20 protein-coding genes are annotated in these 22,835 nt (G+C 44.8%); 6 read left to right on the top strand and 14 right to left on the bottom strand.

Going from position 1 to position 22,835, the window contains the following annotated elements; genetic code table 11:
* Positions 1-105: 105 nt before the first annotated feature.
* On the top strand, positions 106-1,248 hold the full coding sequence (locus FKN08_RS14425) for a flavohemoglobin expression-modulating QEGLA motif protein (RefSeq protein ID WP_109168802.1): 1,143 nt from the start codon (positions 106-108) through the stop codon (positions 1,246-1,248).
* A 70-nt stretch (positions 1,249-1,318) separates the two neighbouring features.
* Here FKN08_RS14425 and FKN08_RS14420 read toward each other — a convergent pair whose 3' ends face one another.
* From FKN08_RS14420 to rppH, 5 genes are all read right to left on the bottom strand, one after another.
* Positions 1,319-2,170: a thymidylate synthase gene (locus FKN08_RS14420; protein ID WP_104969081.1), complete on the bottom strand. Its 852-nt coding sequence runs from the start codon at positions 2,168-2,170 to the stop codon at positions 1,319-1,321.
* 9 nt (positions 2,171-2,179) lie between these two features.
* On the bottom strand, positions 2,180-3,001 hold the full coding sequence (lgt, locus tag FKN08_RS14415; RefSeq protein WP_005381948.1) for a prolipoprotein diacylglyceryl transferase: 822 nt from the start codon (positions 2,999-3,001) through the stop codon (positions 2,180-2,182).
* A gap of 88 nt (positions 3,002-3,089) precedes the next feature.
* Complete coding sequence (locus tag FKN08_RS14410; protein WP_170892372.1) at positions 3,090-3,881, bottom strand: sulfite exporter TauE/SafE family protein; 792 nt, start codon at positions 3,879-3,881, stop codon at positions 3,090-3,092.
* 6 nt (positions 3,882-3,887) lie between these two features.
* On the bottom strand, positions 3,888-6,134 hold the full coding sequence (ptsP, locus tag FKN08_RS14405) for a phosphoenolpyruvate--protein phosphotransferase (protein WP_047009107.1): 2,247 nt from the start codon (positions 6,132-6,134) through the stop codon (positions 3,888-3,890).
* Positions 6,135-6,136: 2 nt separating this feature from the next.
* Positions 6,137-6,658 (bottom strand): RNA pyrophosphohydrolase, encoded by a 522-nt coding sequence (rppH, locus tag FKN08_RS14400; protein WP_005381953.1) that lies wholly within the window; start codon positions 6,656-6,658, stop codon positions 6,137-6,139.
* Positions 6,659-7,277: 619 nt separating this feature from the next.
* Here rppH and mutH point away from each other — a divergent pair.
* A complete protein-coding gene (gene mutH, locus FKN08_RS14395; protein ID WP_152814512.1) occupies positions 7,278-7,958 on the top strand; it encodes a DNA mismatch repair endonuclease MutH in 681 nt (226 codons plus the stop codon).
* Between the two features lie 15 nt (positions 7,959-7,973).
* Here mutH and FKN08_RS14390 read toward each other — a convergent pair whose 3' ends face one another.
* Positions 7,974-8,285, bottom strand: a complete 312-nt coding sequence (locus tag FKN08_RS14390; RefSeq protein ID WP_005397320.1) for a DUF6482 family protein — start codon at positions 8,283-8,285, stop codon at positions 7,974-7,976.
* Between the two features lie 154 nt (positions 8,286-8,439).
* Here FKN08_RS14390 and FKN08_RS14385 point away from each other — a divergent pair, with 154 nt between their 5' ends.
* On the top strand, positions 8,440-9,474 hold the full coding sequence (locus FKN08_RS14385; protein WP_053808599.1) for an NADP(H)-dependent aldo-keto reductase: 1,035 nt from the start codon (positions 8,440-8,442) through the stop codon (positions 9,472-9,474).
* 134 nt (positions 9,475-9,608) lie between these two features.
* On the opposite strand, the gene FKN08_RS14380 is transcribed toward FKN08_RS14385, so the two are convergent.
* The 7 genes from FKN08_RS14380 to xerD all read right to left on the bottom strand — a co-directional run bounded on the left by FKN08_RS14380 (position 9,609) and on the right by xerD (position 18,341).
* The gene (locus FKN08_RS14380; protein WP_005397324.1) at positions 9,609-9,860 is read right to left on the bottom strand and encodes a hypothetical protein; all 252 of its coding nucleotides are present in this window, start codon (positions 9,858-9,860) and stop codon (positions 9,609-9,611) included.
* Positions 9,861-10,388: 528 nt separating this feature from the next.
* The gene (gene vpsR / locus FKN08_RS14375; RefSeq protein ID WP_046873964.1) at positions 10,389-11,723 is read right to left on the bottom strand and encodes a cyclic-di-GMP-binding transcriptional regulator VpsR; all 1,335 of its coding nucleotides are present in this window, start codon (positions 11,721-11,723) and stop codon (positions 10,389-10,391) included.
* A gap of 244 nt (positions 11,724-11,967) precedes the next feature.
* Complete coding sequence (lysS, locus tag FKN08_RS14370; RefSeq protein ID WP_005397328.1) at positions 11,968-13,485, bottom strand: lysine--tRNA ligase; 1,518 nt, start codon at positions 13,483-13,485, stop codon at positions 11,968-11,970.
* 34 nt (positions 13,486-13,519) lie between these two features.
* Positions 13,520-14,618 (bottom strand): peptide chain release factor 2 gene (gene prfB, locus FKN08_RS14365; RefSeq protein ID WP_100068604.1). Its coding sequence is split into 2 segments (ribosomal slippage): positions 13,520-14,542 and positions 14,544-14,618, totalling 1,098 coding nucleotides; the frame shifts between segments, so codons are not numbered across the junction.
* A 173-nt stretch (positions 14,619-14,791) separates the two neighbouring features.
* Positions 14,792-16,531, bottom strand: coding sequence for a single-stranded-DNA-specific exonuclease RecJ (gene recJ / locus FKN08_RS14360; protein ID WP_006742673.1), 1,740 nt, complete (start codon positions 16,529-16,531; stop codon positions 14,792-14,794).
* Between the two features lie 44 nt (positions 16,532-16,575).
* Positions 16,576-17,364, bottom strand: a complete 789-nt coding sequence (gene dsbC, locus FKN08_RS14355; RefSeq protein WP_012842135.1) for a bifunctional protein-disulfide isomerase/oxidoreductase DsbC — start codon at positions 17,362-17,364, stop codon at positions 16,576-16,578.
* Positions 17,365-17,423: 59 nt separating this feature from the next.
* Complete coding sequence (gene xerD / locus FKN08_RS14350; RefSeq protein WP_005397336.1) at positions 17,424-18,341, bottom strand: site-specific tyrosine recombinase XerD; 918 nt, start codon at positions 18,339-18,341, stop codon at positions 17,424-17,426.
* Positions 18,342-18,499: 158 nt separating this feature from the next.
* Here xerD and fldB point away from each other — a divergent pair, with 158 nt between their 5' ends.
* Positions 18,500-19,018 (top strand): flavodoxin FldB, encoded by a 519-nt coding sequence (gene fldB / locus FKN08_RS14345; protein WP_005397338.1) that lies wholly within the window; start codon positions 18,500-18,502, stop codon positions 19,016-19,018.
* Positions 19,019-19,096: 78 nt separating this feature from the next.
* On the opposite strand, the gene brnQ is transcribed toward fldB, so the two are convergent.
* A complete protein-coding gene (gene brnQ, locus FKN08_RS14340) occupies positions 19,097-20,407 on the bottom strand; it encodes a branched-chain amino acid transport system II carrier protein (protein ID WP_170892371.1) in 1,311 nt (436 codons plus the stop codon).
* A gap of 330 nt (positions 20,408-20,737) precedes the next feature.
* On the opposite strand from brnQ, the gene FKN08_RS14335 reads away from it, so the two are divergent.
* Together FKN08_RS14335 and srmB are read left to right on the top strand one after the other, a co-directional pair.
* Positions 20,738-21,457 carry a tRNA1(Val) (adenine(37)-N6)-methyltransferase gene (locus tag FKN08_RS14335; protein WP_170892370.1) on the top strand — a complete coding sequence of 240 codons (720 nt, stop codon included), beginning with the start codon at positions 20,738-20,740 and terminating at the stop codon, positions 21,455-21,457.
* 107 nt (positions 21,458-21,564) lie between these two features.
* Positions 21,565-22,788 (top strand): ATP-dependent RNA helicase SrmB, encoded by a 1,224-nt coding sequence (gene srmB / locus FKN08_RS14330; RefSeq protein ID WP_005396291.1) that lies wholly within the window; start codon positions 21,565-21,567, stop codon positions 22,786-22,788.
* Positions 22,789-22,835: the final 47 nt, after the last annotated feature.

Below are 22,835 nucleotides of genomic sequence, written 5' to 3'. Positions count from 1 at the left end.
TGGGGCCTTTTTTGCGTTAATGACGCTGTTCAAATTCGTTGTCTGGTGATAATTTGAGCCATACCAGCATACTTATGCTGGGCTACCTCATTTGGAGTCGACAACATGACGCAGCTTAATGGCACTATTTCTGATCAGCTACTCGCAATAGACGAAAACCTAACTCAACTGGTTGCTGATATTGATATCCTCAGTAGCGTGAATCCTCTCAATTATGCTCAGGAAAGAGAGCGCTTTATTAAGAACAAATACTCTCAAGAGCCTAACTTCCAATACTCAACTACCAATCTAGATACTCACAGCGCAAAGCGACGTCTGTATGAACTGCCTTTAGAAAATATTCAAGACACCCAATTACAAAAGCTGTACGCGGATGTGATTCAGTCTTACGCAGATAAATTGGATCAAGTGAATACTATCGGTACACAAGAGTTTCTTTATAACTCCTTGCGCTATTACGGAGAGCCGAGCGCCAAAGATATTGCCAACGCCCATTTCATTTTACACCTTCCCACGGAAGAAGAGAGCAAACCTCAGCATGATAGCCGTGCGATAGCACACTTCATGCAAAACTTTGCTCAACGTAATGGATATGAATGTGAAATACAGGTGTTGGATGGGATGTTAGCAAACGCACTCGTTTCGGGGTCTCGAGTCAAAATTAACCACGCAGCATACATCACGACCGATGAGTTAGAGGCTCTCGCACATCATGAAATGGGTGTACACCTTCTTACTACGCTTAACGGTCGTCAACAACCGCTAAAGGTCCTGAGCTTAGGGTGCCCAGCTAATACAAACACCCAAGAAGGGCTGGCTATATTGTGTGAATATCTGTCAGGACATTTCAGTATCAAACGCCTAAGAACCTTAGCCTTACGAGTCCTGGCGGTAGAGTCGATGATCAAGGATCGCGATTTCCGCCATACGTTCATGCTATTAAAAGAACAGTATAAAACGTCTGACCTTCAAGCATTTACAACGACTGCTCGTGTGTATCGAGGAGGCGGTTTAACGAAGGATTACTTGTATCTAAGGGGGTTCCGAGAGGTGCTCAATGCCTACGATAAACTGGGCGATGACTTTTCATTGTTGCTATGTGGAAAAACAGAACTGAAGTATTTTGAGCTTATCCGCTCATTAGTGAGCAAGCAAATATTCACCCAACCCAAGTTTATTAGCCCGGCACTGTCTGCACCGATGCAGACCAACCCTATTCACCGCTATATTGTCAGTGCACTCAAGTAATACCTTCAAAGTACAAAAAGCAAAAAAGCTCCATTTGGAGCTTTTTTCATATCTTGAAGAACAATACTGGTTACACTGAGAATGGGTAACGAATAGGGTCGTGATGCTCATACCCTTCAACCCAAAAGTCATCCAGTGTGACCCATGTTTCCAGATCTTCTAGAGATTTAATCTCTGGATTGATGTGGAACGTCGGCGCTTTTAATGGTTCACGTTTCAACTGAACATCACGCATCAGTTCAAGCTGATCTTCATAAATGTGCGCATTCACAATCTTATGAAATGCCTGACCAGGTTTCTTGCCCGTGATTTGCGCCATGATCGCCAAGAATACGTAAACTTGAACCATATTGAAGTTTAAGCCAAGCGGTACATCACACGAACGCTGAGTACTGTTCAGGTAAAGCGTATCATCCAGCAATGAAAAATGGTGGCTATACATGCAAGGACGCAAGCACCCCATGTGGAATTCACCCGGGTTGTAGAAGTTCAAGATTTCACCGCGATCATCAACACTACGCGTTAAGTCATCCACTATCTTGCGTAATTGGTCAACATGCCCGCCATCAGGCTTCGCCCATGCGCGCCCTTGGACACCGTAGACACGGCCCATGTCGTCTTCGCCCTTACGATATGGATTATTTAACCAAGCATCATTTAGGTTGGCATTGGCATCCCAGGTTTTCGTGCCCAGCTTACGAAAATCTTCCGCATTATCGTAACCACGAATATACCCTAGTAGCTCTGCAACGGCCGCTTTCCAAAAACTTTTACGTGTGGTGACCAACGGAAATTGATTGTTCGCAACATCGTAGGTTAAATCCGCGTTGATTACGGTCAGGCAGCGCTTGCCTGTACGCTCATTTTCAACCCAAACACCTTGGTCAACGATGCGTTGACACAAATCTAAATACTGTTTCACACCAATACCTTACTTCGTCTTTTGTGGTAATTCGTCTTTGTAATGACCACGTTTGTATGCCCAAACCATCATGAGGACACCGATAACCACCATTGGCAGGGATAAAATCTGTCCCATGGAAATAAAGCCACCGAATAACCCCAAATGAGCGTCTGGTTCGCGCACGTATTCTACTAGGAAACGGAAGGTTCCGTAACCCGCAAGAAAGAGTCCTGAAACAGAACCTAGAGGACGAGGTTTCTTGATGAACCAATTCAAGATGAAGAAAAGTACGATACCTTCAAGCGCCATTTCATAAAGCTGCGATGGATGACGTGGCAGTGGACCGCCATTTGGGAAAACGATCGCCCAAGGTACATCTGTTACTCGGCCCCACAATTCGCTGTTCATGAAGTTACCTAAACGCCCCATACCCAAACCAAATGGCACAAGCGGCGCGATAAAGTCGGCAACACCGAAGAAAGTTCGCCCGTTTTTGTGTGCATACCAGAACATCGCGGTAATCACACCCAGTAAGCCCCCGTGGAAAGACATACCACCGGTCCACACTTTAAACAGATACAAAGGATCAGCCAGGAAGAGCTCAAAATTGTAGAAAAGCACGTAGCCAACACGGCCACCAATCACCACGCCAAGGAAGCCTGCGAACAACAAATCAGAAACCTGTTCTCGTGTCCAACCACTTCCCGGCTTATCCGCACGTCGGTTCGCCAACCATAGGGCGAACATAAAGCCCACAAGGTACATCAAACCGTACCAACGAACCGAAACAGGACCAATAGAGATTAAAACCGGATCAATATTGGGAAATTCAATATATCCCTGAGACATAAATCATTCTCTTCTTATCACAAACAAAATAAATATACCCAAGTAACCTCTAGATGCTTGGTTCAGCGAGAATGACTTGGGTACAAACTTAGAGCAGCATGGTCGCTGCTACAAACATTAAGAACACCGCGAATATCTTTTTTAATACCGCAGTTGGAAGGTTAGTTGCCAGCTTCGCACCCACTTTTGTTGTGAGCATCGAGGCCATGGCAATCGCTAATAAAGCGGGAAGATAAACATAGCCAATACTGTATGAAGGTAAGCCTTCCACTTTATAGCCATGTAAGATGAAACCGATCATACCAGAAATAGCAATCACGCAACCACAAACGGAAGATGAACCTACCGCTTTACGCATTTCTATCCCGTGTTTATTTAAAAATGGGACCGACAGTGAACCACCACCAATACCAGCAAGGCTTGATACAACGCCAATCCCCGTGCCATACGCAACGGTCACCGGGCTGCTCGGCATAGGTTTACTGCTCGTAACTTTAATGGAACGGAACATTTGTACTGACAGGCAAAGAACAATGACACCAAATACTTTCGGCAAGTAGTGCGTAGGGATCCACTCAGCAATATTGGCACCGACAAAACCACCTATAACCACACCTGGCATCAACCATTTTACGACGAACATATCGACATTGCCGAGCTTAAGGTGATTCATCGCCGATGAGCCTGACGTGACAATAATACTCGCTAACGAAGTGGCTAGGGCCATGTGCATACTCATTTCTGGAGAGATTCCACCAAGAGGAAGCAAATACAACAAGGCAGGAACAACAATCAAACCACCACCGATACCGAGTAACCCCGCCATCACACCCACAAAAGCGCCTAGCGCCAACAATAACAAAAATAAAGAGACGGTCACGATTTCCTACTTTTTACCTGCACGGATAAAGCCCGCAAAACCCTGTTGGATGAAGAAGTCATGCATCATTTGATGAATGTCCTCCCCGTAGGACTTTGTCATTGCTTGCTCCGCTAATTTTTCTAATTCTTCTTGTTGGCTATGACGAATCAAATATTTCACCTTAGCCACGTTGGAGGTGTTCATACTCAAACTGGTATACCCTAACCCAAGTAAGAGAAGAGCGCCAAATGGGTCGCCAGCTAACTCACCACAAATACACACTGGCACCTGATACTTATCGCACACGTCATGGATTTGCTTAAGCGCTAACAGTACCGCAGGATGCATAGATTCATAGACATCCGCGACGCGCGAATTGTTCCTATCAACTGCTAATAAATACTGGGTTAAATCGTTTGTCCCGACAGAAACAAAATCAACACGGTGAGCAATCGTTGGCAATAAATACACCATTGATGGCACTTCGATCATGACCCCAACTTGTGGGAACTGAATTCTATCATCAAGCAACACGGCTTCGCTGTGGGCTTGATTAATCAAGCTAATGGCATCGTCTAGCTCTTTTACCCCAGACACCATTGGCAACAAAATACTTAAGTTACCGCTTTCTGCACTCGCCCTTAACATTGCACGCAGCTGGATCAAGAAAATATCTGGGTGATCTAATGTAAAACGAATGCCACGCCAGCCTAGAAACGGATTATCTTCTTCGATCGGCAAATATGGCAAAGGTTTGTCACCACCAATATCCAAAGTGCGCATCACCACTCGTTGATTCGGATAACTGTTGAGTATCGCTTGGTATTGATGATACTGCTCATCTTCTGACGGAAAGTGATGCTGAAGTAAAAATGCAATCTCAGTTCGGTACAACCCAACTCCATCAACACCTGTATTGATGGCAATATTACTGTCTGCACTGAGCCCCGCATTGAGCATAATTTCGATGTGGTGATTGTCTTGCGTAACCGCAGGGAGTGCGAGGTCCTTGTTTACCATGGCAAACAATTCAGACTCTTCACTTACTAAGCTGCGATACTCTCGCAACAACTGGCGGTTTGGCTCTAAGAAGATCTCACCCGTATAGCCGTCGACTATCCCGAGTTTGCCATTCACCACATCCGGGTTAATGTTGGCGCCCATGACAGCGGGAACTCCAAGTGCGCGAGACAAAATAGCCGCATGAGAGTTCGCGCCACCTTCTAATGACACGACGGCTAACAAAAATTCTTTAGGTACAGACGCGAGCAAGGTGGCAGTGAGTTCATTCGCCACCAAAATAATGGGGCGATCAATTGCAGAATTTTCTTGCTCACTGTTATGCAGAAAATAGAGCAGCCTTTGCCCTAACTCTCGGATGTCTTGCGCTCTCTCGCGCATGTAGACATCCGACATTCTGGCAAATCGATTCGAGTATGACTCTACCACTTGGCGTAACGCCCAATCTGCCCTGTCTCCTTTTTCAATTTGCTTCTTCAAATCACCACGAAGCATCGGGTCATTGAGTAAGTGCGTAAACAGATCGAAGATCGCCAGCGCATCTTTGTTGATTTCACTGTCCAGCTTTTTCCGCATACGGCGAAAATCATTTAACGCTCGCTCTATCGCCACCAGCAATGTCTCGTGCTCACGTTCCTTATCTAACGTGGACGATGGGAAAACATCCGATAAACTCGGTTGGGTATTGTCGAACCAAAACTCTCCAATCGCGACACCAGTAGATGCAGGCAAACCTTTTAATACCGTGGGTTTAGATGCCAACTGCCAATGCCCAAGATTCTGCGCATGCGCAATAAGCACTGCTAGCTGAGCGGACAACGTGACAAGAAACGACTCTTCCATTTCACTGAACAAGCGCGGTGTTTTTTGCTGGATCACCAACACACCTAAAACTTGTTTTCGATGAATGATTGGAGTGGCTAAAAAAGAGTGGTAAATCTGTTCGCCGAGTTGAGGGAAGAATTTAAACTCGGGATGTTTTGATGCTTCGGCAAGGTTGAGTGGCTCTGCGCTTCGTTTAACCAACCCAACCAAGCCTTCATTGAAGTTGATATGAATACTATCACCTTCAAAAATAAGGCCTTGAGTTGCCATTAACTCAAGGCGCTGCATTTCTTCATTAGCAAGATAGATAGTACAGCATTCAGTGCGAAGGGCAGCACAAGTCTCTTTCACCAATATATCGAGTGCCAGATGCACATCATCGACCCTGGAGACTTTCTCAACTATTTCCCTTAGCTGACTGAGCATGATTATCCTCTACGTTGCTTTTTTCTTTTCCCTTTCGCTTTTCTCTCTCGAAAAGGCATGGCTAAGGATGCAAACTCTTTCATCGCTCGTCGATAAACATCTCGCTTGAAAGAAACAACTTGCCTAACTGGATACCAGTAACTCACCCAGCGCCAACCATCAAATTCAGGGGATTTTCCGCGTTGCATATTAATACGAGATTCATCGCATTCTAATCTCAGCAGAAACCATTTCTGTTTTTGGCCGATACAAACAGGCTTGGAGTCCCAACGCACCAATCGTTTTGGTAGCTTATATCTTAACCAATGACGACTTGTTGCAATGATCTTAACGTCTTTTTTCGTTAAACCGACTTCTTCATATAACTCCCTGAACATGGCTTGTTCTGGAGTTTCACCTTCGTCAATTCCACCTTGTGGAAATTGCCATGAGTGTTGCCCGTATCGTTTAGCCCAGAAGACCTGACCATGGTTATTACATATCACAATACCAACATTAAGTCGGTAACCATCGCCATCTATCACTGGCTAACCTCTATGAATAAATTTTTTATTACCGTGATTTTTCCACATATCCCCATTACTAGCAAACTTACTGATGTGATATGAGCAAGATTTATTACCTTTTCACCATATTTGGATATCTTTTAATCAAATCATACCTTATCAACACAAGAGTGAGACATTGCCCACATTTATTCACCTTTTCTGTGAATAACTTTGTGAAGAATTCAATTCAAATGAGTAATTCTGTTCAACCCCATCACAAGCAAAACAAATAAAGAAACAGAAAAATAAACATAAAACATTGATAAAAAAGTCTTTATTTTAAAAAATAGCGATAAATCGATCTTCAGTTTCTTGATGATCTTTTCACCAAACTCAGATCGGTCAAAGATCCACCAATAGGCTATTTATCCACACTCACCTGCTATTCGTTTAGATGATTACAACAAAATCAACCCCAAAAATGCATTTTAACCCCTGTTTATTCATACAGACCCCGCAAAGATCTCGTCAACACCTTCCTCACCTGTGGATAAGTTATGAATTGATCGTTCTTACACCGCCTCGGTGAAATCTTAAACAGTAGATTTGGCCGGAGTTTGATAAACTATATGTTTTGTAATACCACCTTGTGACTATGAAACCAGAACCACAAACAGAAGCAGAGCTATTGGAACGCGCTCATGATATGGCAGGACTTAGCTTTGCAGAGCTGGCCGCCGAGGCGAATATGATTGTTCCTGAAAACTTAAAACGTGATAAAGGTTGGGTGGGTCAATTACTCGAATGGCACTTGGGCGCTCCGGCTGGCAGTAAACCTCAACAAGATTTCGCAAAACTAGGGATCGAGTTGAAAAGTATTCCGATCAGTTACTCTGGCAAACCTTTAGAAACAACCTTTGTTTCTGTGGCTCCCCTCACTGGTGTTCATGGTCTTACATGGGAAACAAGCCATGTTCGAAACAAGCTATCTCGTGTGCTTTGGGTACCAGTGGAAGGGGAACGAGAAATTCCACTTGCAGAAAGACGTGTTGGTAGCCCACTGATTTGGTCACCAGACGACGACGAAGAGCGTATTTTACGAAACGACTGGGAAGAGCTAATGGAGATGATCGTCTTGGGGAAGTTTGATCAAATTTCCGCCAGACACGGAGAAGCGCTGCATCTTCGCCCTAAAGCCGCGAATGCAAAAGCGCTCACCGAAGCATATAGCTCAAATGGCAAGCCGATAAAAACTCTGCCCCGAGGTTTTTACCTCAGAACTCAGTTTACTGAACAGATCTTACTCAAGCACTACATCAACACGCAATCTGAGTAATGTTGTTTCCGCCATTTAGTGCGTCACGAGCGATAACTCGATATCACAGTACGAGGCTGCCTCTTCAGTGCCACATTCGTCATACGCATTGTGCAGCCTTAAGTACGCTTTATCTACCCCTAACCTCAGCAGCTCTTCTTTCACCAAATCTAGCGAACCGAAATGTATCGGATCTTCACCGTCTTTAATTGGCTCAAGTTGATGCTTGTACTCCACTGCTAGCAAATAGTCAGAGACATCAGAACACCCAATCACAAATACTTTGGGAGTTTTATAAGTATCTTTATGGGGACCGTGTAACCACATGTCCAATTGATGCTTCTGCATAACGTACCTCCTTCACACGATCATTTAAGTGTAGTTAGGCTATGTATAGCTTTCGAGTTTGGTCTTCCTTTATACGTAAATCATTTGCGATAGCGGTTAAAAATCCCCTATATTGGAATCACTTATTTAGTCGGTAACTCTTCAAGGACGTGATATGCAATACACAAAACTACCGCACTCATCACTTGAGATCAGTAAAATCTGCCTCGGAACCATGACGTTTGGCGAGCAAAATACAGAAAAGGACGCCTTTGAACAGCTCGACTTTGCCCTTGATCATGGGGTGAATTTCATTGATACCGCAGAGATGTACCCTGTACCTCCCAAAGCGGAAACGCAAGGACTCACCGAGCAATACATCGGTAATTGGTTAGCAAAGAGCGGCAAACGTGAAAAAGTTGTGCTGGCAACAAAAGTGGCTGGCCCTCGCGGCGTCCCTCACATCCGAGACAACATGAGCCTTAATCGTCGCCACATCCATACAGCAATTGATGACAGCCTTAACCGCCTACAAACGGATTATGTCGATTTATACCAGTTACATTGGCCTCAACGTCAAACTAACTGCTTTGGTCAACTCAACTACCCATACCCTGACAAACAAGAAGAAGTCACGTTAATTGAAACGTTGGAAGCGCTTACAGAATTAGTGAATGCAGGTAAAGTGCGCTATATCGGCGTATCAAACGAGACGCCGTGGGGTGTGATGTCATTACTGCGTTTAGCTGAAAAGCATGATTTGCCACGCATTGTCTCCATTCAAAACCCATATAACTTATTGAACCGCAGCTTCGAAGTTGGCTTGTCTGAAATCAGCCACTATGAAGGTGTCCAGCTACTGGCCTACTCTCCTTTGGCATTTGGCTGCCTGAGTGGTAAATACCTAAACGGGGCAAAACCTGAAGGCGCTCGATGCACGAAGTGGGAGCGTTTTGCGCGCTACTTCACTCCACAAGGTGTTAAAGCGACCGAAGCTTACGTCAATTTAGCTCAAGAGCATGGTTTGGATCCTGCACAAATGGCACTCGCATTTGTCAATCAGCGCCCATTTGTAGCATCTAATATTATCGGCGCGACCAACCTCAACCAATTAAAAGCCAACATCGACAGTATCGATCTAAAACTAAGCGATGAGCTCCTTACTGAGATTCAAGCAATTGGTACAACCTACTCGAATCCTTGCCCTTAAAAGTAAAGCTCCCCTCAAACGAAAACAGCTGACCTTCAAGGTCAGCTGTTTATCAAATGAAGTATGACTTCATATCGCACGTTAAGCGTGTTGAATGACTTGATAGCAACTCAGTCAGTCCAACACGCTAACGATTACGTCATTATTCGCGACGTTAAAACTCGACGAAGGTGACGAACTCGACGTTCAACTTTTACTGCATCCGGAACATTGGCGCGTGTGGAACGACCATCGCTATCTAAACCAATATCTCTCAATAAATGAACATTCGTCCATGGAACATCATGAGCAGTGCGACGTATGGTTCGCTGCCATTGCTTTTCTTCGCGTTTAAGGTCTGCTTTCAATAGCAAAGTGGCCAGTTGTAGGTAAATAGAGTGACGCATAATATTTTCTCCGATTATCGATGTATTCGACTGGGAAAAATAGTGCGTAAAATGAACAGAGGCGCTCTGTTGATACTAAGCCGCTACTTTTCCGCAGCCTAGTAATAAATAAGATAGGTTACGGATTAATTTTTATCTTGTGAGCCAGTGGTATTGGTATCATCCGACTTAAGAGTCATCGGAGCGATAGGCATACGATCAGCGCAAGCAGTGGTGTTAACAACGTAATGTTTCATCTTGCGCCTCCTAGCTAAAAATTAATCCGTTTATGAAAGGTATAACTCATTGAGTTACGGTTAAATTGTAAGCTTTGATGAATATATATCAAACATTTTTTGTCTTTTTGATTAAAAACAAATCAATACACCGCAATTCAGTTTCATATACTTTTCTATATAACATATTCACCTAGGGAATATATGAAATTACGGATTTTATAAATCAAACTGAATACAAAACAAAAAGAGCGGCTTTGTAGCCGCTCTTTCACTGATATTCATTCACCAATTTAACTTCAGAAAGAACAAATCACATGGCTTGATCAGAAATCAAATTATGTTTGTTCAGTAGTCGATACATCGTCGCGCGTGAAACACCAAGCTCCTTCGCCGCATTCGAAACTTGACCAGAATGAGATTCCAAAACAACCAGTAACGCGTCACGCTCACTCTTCTCACGAATCGATTTCAAACTACGCTTTGAGTCATTACGCTGAGGCAAATCTAGGTGATGCTCTTCAATCATTACGCTGTCAGACATCAGAACCGCTCGTTTCACTTGGTTCATCAACTCACGTACGTTACCTGGCCAGAAATAACGTGTCAGTGCCTTGAGTGCATCCTCAGAAAAGCTTTTTGCTTGCGAGTTATACTCTTTAGAAAACTCTTGTAAGTAGTAGCGCGCTAACAAAGAAATATCGCTCGCGCGCTCTTTTAAGCTCGGGACATTAATGCGTAATACGTTAATGTAGTGATAAAGCTCTTCATTAAAATCTCCGTCAATCAAGGCTTTTTCTACATCTGACGAGTTAGCCGCAAGGATGCGCACATTGACAGCTTTTACACCATCTTTGGTATCAATGGTGCCTTCTTGCAAGAATCTCAGCAGATTCATTTGTTGCTCTTTTGAGATGGTAAGAATGTCATTAAACAACACCGTACCGCCATCCGCTTGTTCGAGCATGCATGCTTCCATATCTTCATCGGCGTTAATACCAAATACTTCCGCCTGGAAACGTTGCTCATTGAGCGCGCGACAGTTAATTGCCATAAACGGTTTATGGGAGCGTGAAGAGACTTTGTGGATAGCGCGAGCAACCGCTTCTTTACCTGTACCACTTTCCCCAGAAATCAGAATACTGACGTCCGTCGGACCGATTCGCTTTACTTGATCGCGTAAACGCTTCATCGGGATAGATTCACCGATCAGCCCCATGTCTAAGCTGCTACCAAAACTAGGCCAAACTTTTTTCTCCAACTTGAGCATACCAAGCTGGTGACCAATCGTGCTTAAAAGTTGGGCATCCGGGATTGGCGCAGTGAAAAAGTCGATACAAAAGTTAACAATGAACTGGCATATGGTGTCGGTGCCAAGCTGAGATTCACGAATAAACGCTAACCAACGCACGTGTTTGTGAGAACTGACTAAGTTCGCCAAACCGTTCAAGCTGAATTCGTCATGGCTGAGATCGACAATACCGATACATGGACCAATATCCTCTAACAACGTATTAGCTTTGCGTAAGTCACCCACTTGGTGACACTTCCAGCCCACTTGCTCAAGTACTGATAACCAAGGCTCATAAGTACCGCCAACTACCACAAGCGATCCCGGGATGGAATCCATCTTAAACTGCCCAGCCATTCTCTAACCCTTTTTCATTGTTAATAGAAATTTTGCGCCACAAACCTATCTTTGCGAGCGGGTAACATTATCGAGACTCCGCGCCCCCACGTCTGTCTCAGTATTAAGACTATGCAATAGATTGAGATTTGGCGAATGTTTATTTGCATATCCTATTAAAAAGCAAATGCAACAACTTGAACTTATTTAACTAAAAGGCATAAAAAAACCACCCGAAGGTGGTTTTTTTGATCATCCTGCCAAATTACGCTTGTGGGCGCATTGCTGGGAATAGGATCACGTCACGGATAGTGTGCGTGTTAGTCAGTAGCATAACCAGACGGTCGATACCGATACCTTGGCCTGCCGTTGGTGGTAGGCCGTGCTCTAGTGCAGTGATGTAATCTGCATCGTAGAACATAGCTTCGTCATCACCAGACTCTTTAGCTTCAACCTGTGCTTTAAAGCGCGCGTCTTGATCTTCTGCATCGTTAAGCTCTGAGAAGCCATTCGCTACTTCACGACCGCCGATGAAAAATTCAAAGCGGTCTGTAAAGAACGGGTTGTCATCGCTACGGCGAGCCAGTGGAGAGATGTCCGCTGGGTAGCCAGTGATGAACGTTGGCTGCATTAGCTTAGGTTCTGCTGTTTCACCGAAGATTTCTTCTAGAAGCTGACCACATGTCCAGAAGTCTTCTACTTCAACATGTACTGATTTCGCGATAGAAACCATCAGTTCACGGTTTTGTAGATCTTCTTCGGTTAGCGCTTGGATTTGCGCGTGATCTGGGTTGTACTGCTTGATTGCTTCAAACATGCTCATACGAGTGTAAGTGCCACCAAATTCAACCGTTTCATCACCGTAAGGCATTGATGTTGAACCTAGAACTTCTTGCGCTACCGAGCTTAGTAGTTCTTCAGTAAAGTCCATCAGATCTTTGTAATCCGCGTACGCCATGTAGAATTCCATCATAGTGAATTCTGGGTTATGACGTGGAGAAAGACCTTCGTTACGGAAGTTACGGTTAATTTCGAATACGCGATCGAAGCCACCAACCACTAGACGCTTCAGGTACAACTCAGGTGCAATACGTAGGTACATTGGCATGTCTAGCGCGTTGTGATGCGTGATGAATGGGCGTGCACTTGCACCACCAGGGATCACGTGCATCATCGGCGTTTCTACTTCCATGAACTGTTTTGAGATCATGAAGTTACGAATTGCAGACATTACTTTAGAACGTACAATAAATGCTTTACGTGAATCTTCGTTCACAATCAGATCAACGTAACGCTGACGGTAACGCATTTCTTGGTCAGTAAGACCGTGGAACTTCTCAGGAAGTGGACGAAGTGCTTTAGTTAGCAACTCGTATTCTTCCATGTTCACGTATAGGTCACCCTTACCAGATTTGTGCAGCGCACCTTTAACACCGATGATGTCACCGATATCAAGACCTTGGTATTTCTCTTTTAGCTCTTTTTGTACGTCTTTAGCAGCGTAAGCTTGGATACGGCCAGATGTTTCTTGAATTACTAGGAATGGACCACGCTTAGCCATAATACGGCCAGCAATTGCAACCACGTGGTTAAGCTCTTCTAGCTCTTCCTTCGTCTTTTCACCGAACTCTTTTTGAAGGTCGCCCGCTAGTGCGTCACGACGGAAGTCGTTTGGGTGGCCGTTTGCTTTGCAGCTCTTTCGGATTTCATCCAGTTTAGCGCGGCGTTCAGCAATCAGCTTATTTTCTTCTAGTACAGTTTCGTTTTGAACAGCATCAGTCATTTTCGATGTATCCTGTTTTTGTCGGTGAAAAGCTTTATAGGCCTGATTTCAGGCTAGCTTCAATAAATTTGTCCAGATCGCCATCAAGAACCGCTTGAGTATTACGGTTTTCAATGCCCGTACGGAGGTCCTTAATACGTGAGTCATCCAATACGTAAGAACGGATCTGGCTACCCCAGCCAATGTCAGACTTAGCGTCTTCATTAGCTTGTTTTTCCGCGTTTTGCTTTTGCAATTCAAGCTCAAATAGCTTCGCTCGAAGCTGTTTCATTGCCTGATCTTTGTTCTTATGTTGAGAACGGTCATTCTGACACTGAACCACGGTGTTCGTTGGTACGTGCGTAATACGTACTGCAGATTCTGTGGTGTTGACGTGCTGACCACCCGCGCCTGACGCACGGTAAACGTCGATGCGTAGGTCAGAAGGATTAATGTCGATGTCGATGTTTTCATCAATCTCTGGATAGATGAACGCAGACGCAAATGACGTATGGCGACGGCCGCCTGAATCGAACGGAGATTTACGAACAAGACGATGAACGCCCGTTTCAGTGCGCAACCAACCGTACGCATACTCACCAGAGATGCGAACTGTTGCCGACTTAAGACCCGCGACTTCACCTTCAGAGACTTCAATCACTTCAGCTTTGAAGCCCTTCGCCTCTGCCCAGCGTAGGTACATACGCAGCAGCATGTTGGTCCAGTCTTGTGCTTCCGTACCACCAGAGCCAGCTTGCAAATCGATGTAGCAATCTGAACTATCATGGTCACCCGAGAACATACGACGGAATTCAAGCTTTTCTAGCTTCTCTTCCAACTCAGCAAGTTCTGGTTCGATTTCATCAAATGTTTCTTGATCTTCTTCTTCTACAGCCAGCTCAAGAAGACCTTCTACGTCTTCTACACCTTGCTCTAGTTGATCAATAGTTTCAACAACCGCTTCTAGCGATGCACGCTCTTTACCCAGTGCTTGTGCACGTTCAGGTTCGTTCCATACATCAGGTTGTTCAAGCTCTGCGTTGACTTCTTCTAGACGCTCTTTCTTCGCGTCATAGTCAAAGATACCCCCTCAGGACATTTGTGCGCTGAGACACGTCCTGCAGACGGTTTTTAATTGGATTGATTTCAAACATGTTTACTCAACATTTTAGAATAGAATTTAACCGAGAAATTCTACTGAAAAATGTGACCGAGATACAGGAAAATTTCGGATGAGAAATCAGATTGCGGTTAGAGAGAGCACGGTCATAAAATTTTACACCCTCTTAAGGGCAACCGTACTCTATAAGAAAGGTTAATCTAGATATTACTTAGCTTCGATATGATCGATCATCAATTGCAGTGATTGATTACCACGAAATTCATTCACATCCAATTTGTAAGCTAAACGTACCGTTTTAACTGATGCATCCGGCCAGCGACGCAAATCGACATTAAATGCAATGCCATCGATCATCACATTGGTAGGATGACCTTTGTAAAGCGGCTCTAACATCAATTTAAGATGCTTCTCACCCACCAGCTTTTGATGCAACACTTTAAACTCACCATCAAAGATTGGTTCAGGGAAGGCTTGTCCAAAAGGGCCACCAGACCGTAGCTGTTCAGCGACATGCATAGAGAATTCTTCAGGCTTAAGTTCACCATCTGACATGATCACGCCTTTTAGCGCCGCTTCATCGAGTTCTTTTTTTACCACTTCATCAAATAAACGGCTGAAACGTTCAAAATCCTGCTCTTTAATTGTTAAGCCTGCCGCCATCGCGTGACCACCAAATTTGATGATCAAACCTGGGTTTTGCGTGTCGATGAAATCCAACGCATCGCGCATGTGTAACCCCGGAATAGAACGACACGAGCCCTTAATTGTCCCTTCTCCGCCATCAGCAAATGCGATGACTGGACGGTGAAACTTCTCTTTGATGCGCGAGGCCAAAATACCAATCACACCTTGGTGCCAATCACGTTGGAACAAGGCTAATCCGTAAGGAAGCTCACTGCCTTCACCAAACTGAAGACGCTCGCAGAAAGCCATCGCTTCTTGCTTCATGCCTTCTTCAATCTCTTTACGAGTTTGGTTCAAACCATCCAGTTCACTTGCCATACGACGAGCGGCGTGAATGTTGTTACACATCAACAGTTCAACACCAAATGACATGTCATCAAGGCGACCAGCAGCATTGATACGAGGACCTAAAGCAAAACCAAAATCGGACGCCACTAAACGACGCGCATCACGCTTCGCGACCTCAATCAATGCTTGAATGCCAGGGCGCGCTTTGCCCGCACGAATACGTTGCAAGCCTTGGTGTACAAGAATGCGGTTGTTTTCATCCAATGGAACGACGTCGGCGACGGTACCCAGTGCAACAAGGTCAATCAGTTCCATCAACTTAGGCTCTTGCATCCCCTGTTCTGCAAACCAATTGTGTTTTCGCATATGAACGCATAGTGCCATCATGAGATAAAACGCGACCCCGACACCAGCGAGCGCTTTAGACGGAAAATGACAGCTCTCAAGGTTTGGGTTCACCATTGCATCCACATCAGGCAACACTTGTCCCGGTAAGTGGTGATCGGTAACGAGCACGGTAATGCCGTTTTCTTTTGCGTAACGCACGCCTTCGATTGATGACACCCCGTTATCTACCGTCATGATCATCTCAGCGCCAAGCTCTAATGCTTGGTCAACGACTTCTGGGCTTAACCCATAACCGTCTTCAAAACGATTCGGTACTAGGTAGTCCACATTGTGACTACCAAGCATACGCAGCGCGAGCACCGACAATGCAGAGCTCGTCGCACCATCAGCGTCAAAATCACCGACAACGATGATGCGTTTTTGTTCTTTTATTGCCTGAAACAAAAGCTCGACAGCTTGCTCAATCCCCCCGAGTTTTTGGTAAGAATGCAAACCACGAGCTGACGTTTCTAGTTGCGCAGGATCCGTAATCCCACGGTTGATGTAGATACGTTTGAGAATCGGAGGAATGGAATCAGGAAGAAGGGAAAGATCAGGTTCAGGACGTCGTTGAATTTCTATCATGCTTGAAAAGAGCCGGCGACTTTGCCGGCTCTGCTCCTAAAGGATTATTGTTGCTTTAAACGTTTCAATAGCTCTGCAGGTGGTAGGTAACCGCCAACCATTTCGCCATTCGGTAAGAAGATCGCTGGCGTACCAGAAATTCCCAATTGGCGACCTAGATTGTAATGTGATTGGATGGTTTCTTTACACTGTTTTAAGTCTTTCGCAGGGTTATCAAACGTACGATTCACTTTCGCGTTGTGCATTGCCGACTTTGGATCTTCAGCACACCAAATCGTCGCCATTTGCTCTGCCACTGGGCCAGTAGCACCTTGGCGAGGGTAAGCCATGTAACGCACTGTAATGCCTAGATCGTTATAGCCTTGCATTTGGCTGTGCAGACGCACACAGTAACCACAAGTGATATCAGTAAATACCGTCACAGCATATTTTTCATCGTCGGCTTTGTATTCAATCATGCTATCGGAGAACTGCGCGATTTTCTCCGCATTAAGCGGCGCTTGGCGCTCTGCAATGACATCTTTGTAACTACCATCGTCATTGATAGCATAAAGCGTACCGGCGATAAAATGGCTACCATCATTTGAAGCAAACAAGATCCCGCCATTAGTTTGGATTTCCAATAAACCAGCAACTTCTGATGGCTGAATATCAACGATAGATAAACCAAGCTTTGAGAACTTAGTTTTTAATGCTGCTTCATCAAAACTGCTTTGCGCAGCTGGTGCCACTTGCTGTGCAGGAGTGTCCGTTTTAGCCTGACTTTCTTCTGCACCACACGCGGTAACAAAAAATGGTAAAGTCAGCAGAGTTAGTCGGCGTAATACGCTCATGAAATTCACCTTAATATAAAATCGTTTTTCCAAGAAGACATGGATGAATCTAACCATTGTTATGCTCTTGGGTGGTGTTGACTGTGGATCTGCTTCAATCGTTCAGTCGCCACGTGAGTATAAATTTGCGTGGTCGATAAGTCACTATGTCCTAATAGCATCTGTACGACCCTGAGATCTGCGCCATAGTTCAATAAATGCGTGGCAAAGGCATGACGCAGTACGTGCGGCGACAGCTGTTCAGTGTCAATCCCTGCTATCAAAGCATAGTACTTAATACGGTGCCAAAACGTCTGACGAGTCATTTGCCTTGCACGTTTACTAGGAAAAACAATATCAGATGATGTATCACCAAGTAACGCAGGGCGCCCTTGTTGAATAAACGTCTCGATCCAATCTACCGCGTTCTCCCCCATTGGCACTAAGCGCTCTTTACCGCCTTTACCTGTGACACGTACAACTCCTTGACGCAAGCTAATGTTTTCCATAGTTAAACTGACCAATTCCGTCACACGCAAACCAGTCGCATACAGTAGTTCCAGCATCGCTTTATCCCGCAATTCCACAGGATCATTCGGGTCTGGCGCTTCGAGCAAGGCGTCCACTTGCTCTTCACTAATATCTTTGGGCAAGCGTTGTGGCAGTTTAGGACTGACCAAGAGCGCACTCGGATCATCAGCACGTACTTTCTCACGATGCAGATATTGGAATAAACGGCGAATTGCCGACAACATACGCGCACGGGACGTCTGCTTGTAATCCAAGTCTACAAGGTAGCTTTGGTATTCTTGCAAGCCAGACAAACTAATGAAATCAAGACGGTAGCGATGTTTCTCCATCCACGTGAGCAGCTTCATCAAATCATTTCGATAGGAAGCCAGCGTGTTCTCTGATAGCCCACGCTCCATCCACATCGCATCTAAGAATTGCTCAACAAGCGAAAAATCTTGTTGATTGACAGGCTGTTGTGCCGTCATGAGCGCTTCCTTATCTGTTTATATTTACAGTACTTAGATTAAGGCACCTACCGATCCAATACCATAAAAAAATCATCCCGCTTAGGATATTCGCTGCAATCTTCCTCAATTTATGGTTAGAATCTTCCACAACAGCAACACAAATAACGATGAATATAATGAAAATCGGACTCTTTTACGGCTCAACGACCTGCTACACCGAAATGGCAGCAGAGAAAATTCGTACCATTATTGGTGAAGACCTTGTCGACATTCACAATGTGAAAGAGACACCGTTATCACTAATGGCAGACTACGACTTACTACTCCTTGGCATCTCAACTTGGGACTTTGGTGAAATTCAAGAAGATTGGAACGCGATTTGGCAAGACATCGCAACAACACCATTAAAAGGTAAAGTTGTCGCGCTGTTTGGTCTGGGTGACCAAGAAGGCTACGGTGAGTGGTATTTGGACGCGATGGGCTTACTTCACGATGAATTACAAGCGACCGGCGCAACCTTTATCGGTTACTGGCCAAATGAAGGCTACGAATTTGAAGCATCGAAAGCACTGATTGAAGATGGCAGCAAGTTTGTTGGACTAGCGTTAGATGAAGACTCGCAGTACGAACTGAGTGATGAGCGCATCGAAAAATGGTGTGAACAAGTTCTTGTGGAGTTCCACGACACACTTTAATAGTGTGAACGCTTCAAAGATAAAAAGCCCGATGAAGTAATTCATCGGGCTTTTTAATATCTTGATCGTGCGAAGTTATTACGCCGTTTCTTGTGATAACTCTGGACGAGGTTTCGCGATGAAGAACATGCACACGATAGCCGCAAATGTTGGAAGCACCCAACCCATGCCCACTTCGAATAGTGGCAACATGTTAAACGCAGAAACATCAACACCCGATACTTTTGCCGCATCAACCAACGCAAACAGCAGAGATACAAGTAGTACCGCGCGGTAAGCAAAACGTGGATTTGGCAGTTTGCTGCGTACAAATGTTAGTGCAACCAACGCAATCGCCACAGGGTACAGCGCAAACAATACTGGCACTGACAGAGAAATCAGTTGTGCAAGGCCGACATTCGCAACCAACGCACAAACAGAACCGTTAATAAGTACCCATTGCTTGTATGACAGTGGCGTTTTCGAGCTGAAGAAGTCTGAACACGCAGAAATCAAGCCAATAGCCGTTGTCAAACACGCTAGTAATACAATGACAGACAGAACGATTTGACCGTATGGACCAAACAGCGCTTGAACGTATTGGCTAAGTACCAAACCACCGTTATCTGCACCAGCAGCAACAGTTGCACTTGTCGCGCCCAAGTAGAATAGTGAGATGTAAACAAACGCAAGACCGGCAGCGGCAATACAACCTGCATAGATCAGATATTTAGTCGTTGCAGAACGCTCAGTAATGCCTTTACCGCGCAGTGCATCAACCATCAGCATGCCAAACATCAGTGACGCGAACGTATCCATTGTGTTGTAGCCTTCTAGGAAGCCTTTGGTCAGTGGTTGCGTTAAGTACTCACCGTGCGCGCCCAGCATGTCACCTTGAGGATCAATAAATACCGCGACAGCAAGAATGATCAAACCCACGAACAATGCCGGCGTTAGTACTTTACCGATAAGATCAATCAAACGGCCTTGGAACCATGAGAACATCATCGCCGCAATAAAGAAGATCACTGAAAATGCAGTGAGATGCGTTTGTGACGCTTCGAGGAAGAAAGGTTTCACCGCCATCTCGTAAGCCACTAGGCCAGTACGAGGCGCAGCAAACGCAGGACCGATGATGATGAAGATCAACGCAGCCATAATAACCGCTGCTTTTTTCGGAAGGTCTTGCGTTAAGTGATCCCAAGAACCACCAGCAACAGCAATAGCAACGATAGTAATAAGAGGTAGACCTACCGCTGTTAGCAAGAAACCAAACATCGCTGGCATTAAGTTTTCACCGGCTAGCTGACCCGCTAGAGGTGGAAAGATGATATTGCCCGCACCTAAAAAGAACGCAAATAGCATAAAGCCTACTGCGATAATATCTGTTAGTTTTAACGTCTGCTTCACAGATAACCCTTGTCTTTTAATTAATGAATGTTGTGTATGCTTAGACCACTTTTTGTATACCTAAAGTCAATAAGTACACGTGGTTCAATCTATAAAATTTTCGCCGCATAATGACGAAAGACTCATCATTTGGCAACCTTTAAGAAAAAAACACCATATTAATTTAGTTTTCAAACTTAAAAGCAGTGAATATAACCAGATCTAAATAACAGACCAGTTCTTTATCTCGATCAATTAACAATACAATTTAATAACCAACAAAACAACAATCTATACAATTAAGAAACAATAGAGAAATTCACTTAATTATTGAGCAAACATAAAACAATCATGAAGAGCAAAAAACTGAAAACTAAAGGCTTCAATTTTAAGCAATTTTGTATTGAGGGCGGCGAGAGTGGTATGCCCGTCAGCACTGATGGGGTCATGCTTGGTGCTTGGATTCAAAGCCCGAACAACGCTCAAATTCTCGATATTGGCACTGGCACTGGGTTGCTTGCCCTGATGTGTGCCCAACGCTTTACAGAAGCTCAAATAACCGCGGTCGATATTGAATTAACAGCCATTGAAGCTGCGCAAAAAAATGTGGTTCAGTCGCCTTGGTCAGATCGTGTGAGTGTGTATCATTCCGACATACTAGACTTTACGCCGACGCATCTATTCCAACGCATCATTTGTAATCCGCCCTACTTCAACAGCGGCGAGCAATCGAAACACAGTCAACGTGCAACCGCGAGGCACACTGATACGCTACGCCACAACGCATTGCTACAACGTTGCTATCAGTTGCTTGATGAACAAGGGAAAGCTAATTTTGTGTTACCAATCACCGAAGGCGAACGGTTTATTGAACTAGCATTACACCAAGGTTGGCATCTATCGCGAGTCTGTCGTGTACAGCCATCAGAAAAGAAACTGGTACATCGACTGTTATTTGAACTGGCGAAGCAGCCTTGCGATACTCAAGAATCACATTTAATAATTCATTCGCATGACGGTTACAGTGACGATTTCGTCCAATTAACCCGCGAGTTTTATCTTAAGATGTGAAATAACATGTGATCCTTATCACCAATCACTTTATAATGTGCGACCTTTTTGTATTCTATGCTGTTGTGGCGAACCATTAACCAAGCTTTGCTTGTGGAGAACTCATTGTGATCAGAACCTTTGCTGAACTTGATCTAGACCAAAACCTACTTGAAGCCATTGAAGAGATGGGTTACGAACGCCCAACAAAAATTCAGGCAGAAGCGATTCCACAAGCGTTGGATGGTCGTGACATTCTAGCGTCAGCGCCAACAGGTACTGGTAAAACGGCAGCCTTCGTCCTGCCTGCATTGCAATACTTGCAAGACTTCCCTCGTCGCAAGCCTGGACCTGCGCGTATTTTGATCCTAACGCCGACGCGCGAATTGGCGATGCAAATTGCCGATCAAGCACGAGCTTTGGCAAAAAACACTAAACTGAACATTTTCACCATCACAGGTGGTGTTCAATACCAAGAGCACGCCGATATCCTTGCGACAACACAAGACATTGTGGTTGCAACGCCTGGCCGTTTAAAAGAATACATTGATGCAGAGCGTTTTGATTGCCGTGCAATCGAATGGTTAATTCTTGATGAAGCAGACCGTATGCTAGACATGGGTTTTGCTCCTACTGTCGATCGTTTATCTAACGAGTGCCGCTGGCGTAAACAAACCCTTCTGTTCTCAGCAACTTTAGAAGGTAAAGGCGTAGAGGGCTTTACCGCTGATCTGTTGAATGACCCAGCAGAGATCGATGCAAAATCGCCACTGCGTGAGCGTAAGAAGATTGCTCAGTGGTACCACCGTGCTGATGATGCTGAACACAAACTTGAATTACTAAAACACATTATTACTCAACAAGCAGAACGCACCATCGTCTTCTTGAAGACCCGTGAGCGTTTGGCAGAGCTACGAGCGCAGCTTGAGAGCGCACAGATTCCATGTTCTTGGATTCAAGGTGAAATGCCTCAAGATCGTCGTAACAATGCGATTTCTCGCTTCCGCGATGGTACTGTAAACGTGCTGCTCGCAACGGACGTTGCTGCGCGTGGTATCGACCTTCCGGATGTGTCACACGTTATTAACTACGACATGCCACGCACGGCTGATGTCTACCTTCACCGTATTGGCCGTACGGCTCGTGCGGGTAAGAAAGGTAATGCTATCTCAATCGTAGAAGCACACGACCAACCAATGATGGATCGCGTTGCACGTTACGTGAAAGAAGACATCAAAGAGCGTTTCGTAAAAGAGATGCGTCCGAAACACAAAAAACCTGTGTTTAAGAAGAAAAAGAAAAAAGAAGACAAGAAGAAGCCAGCGAAAAAGAAAACCGCTAAGAAGAAGTAATCTTGTTGGGGCGAAATAGCCTAAGCTAAAACATAACAAAGGGTTGG

It is taken from the genome of Vibrio sp. 1-2 (7-a), assembly GCF_013048515.1.
Taxonomy (GTDB): Bacteria; Pseudomonadota; Gammaproteobacteria; order Enterobacterales; family Vibrionaceae; genus Vibrio; species Vibrio diabolicus.
Note: the sequence above shows the minus strand (reverse complement) of the source record. Positions and strands in the feature narration are given on the sequence as shown.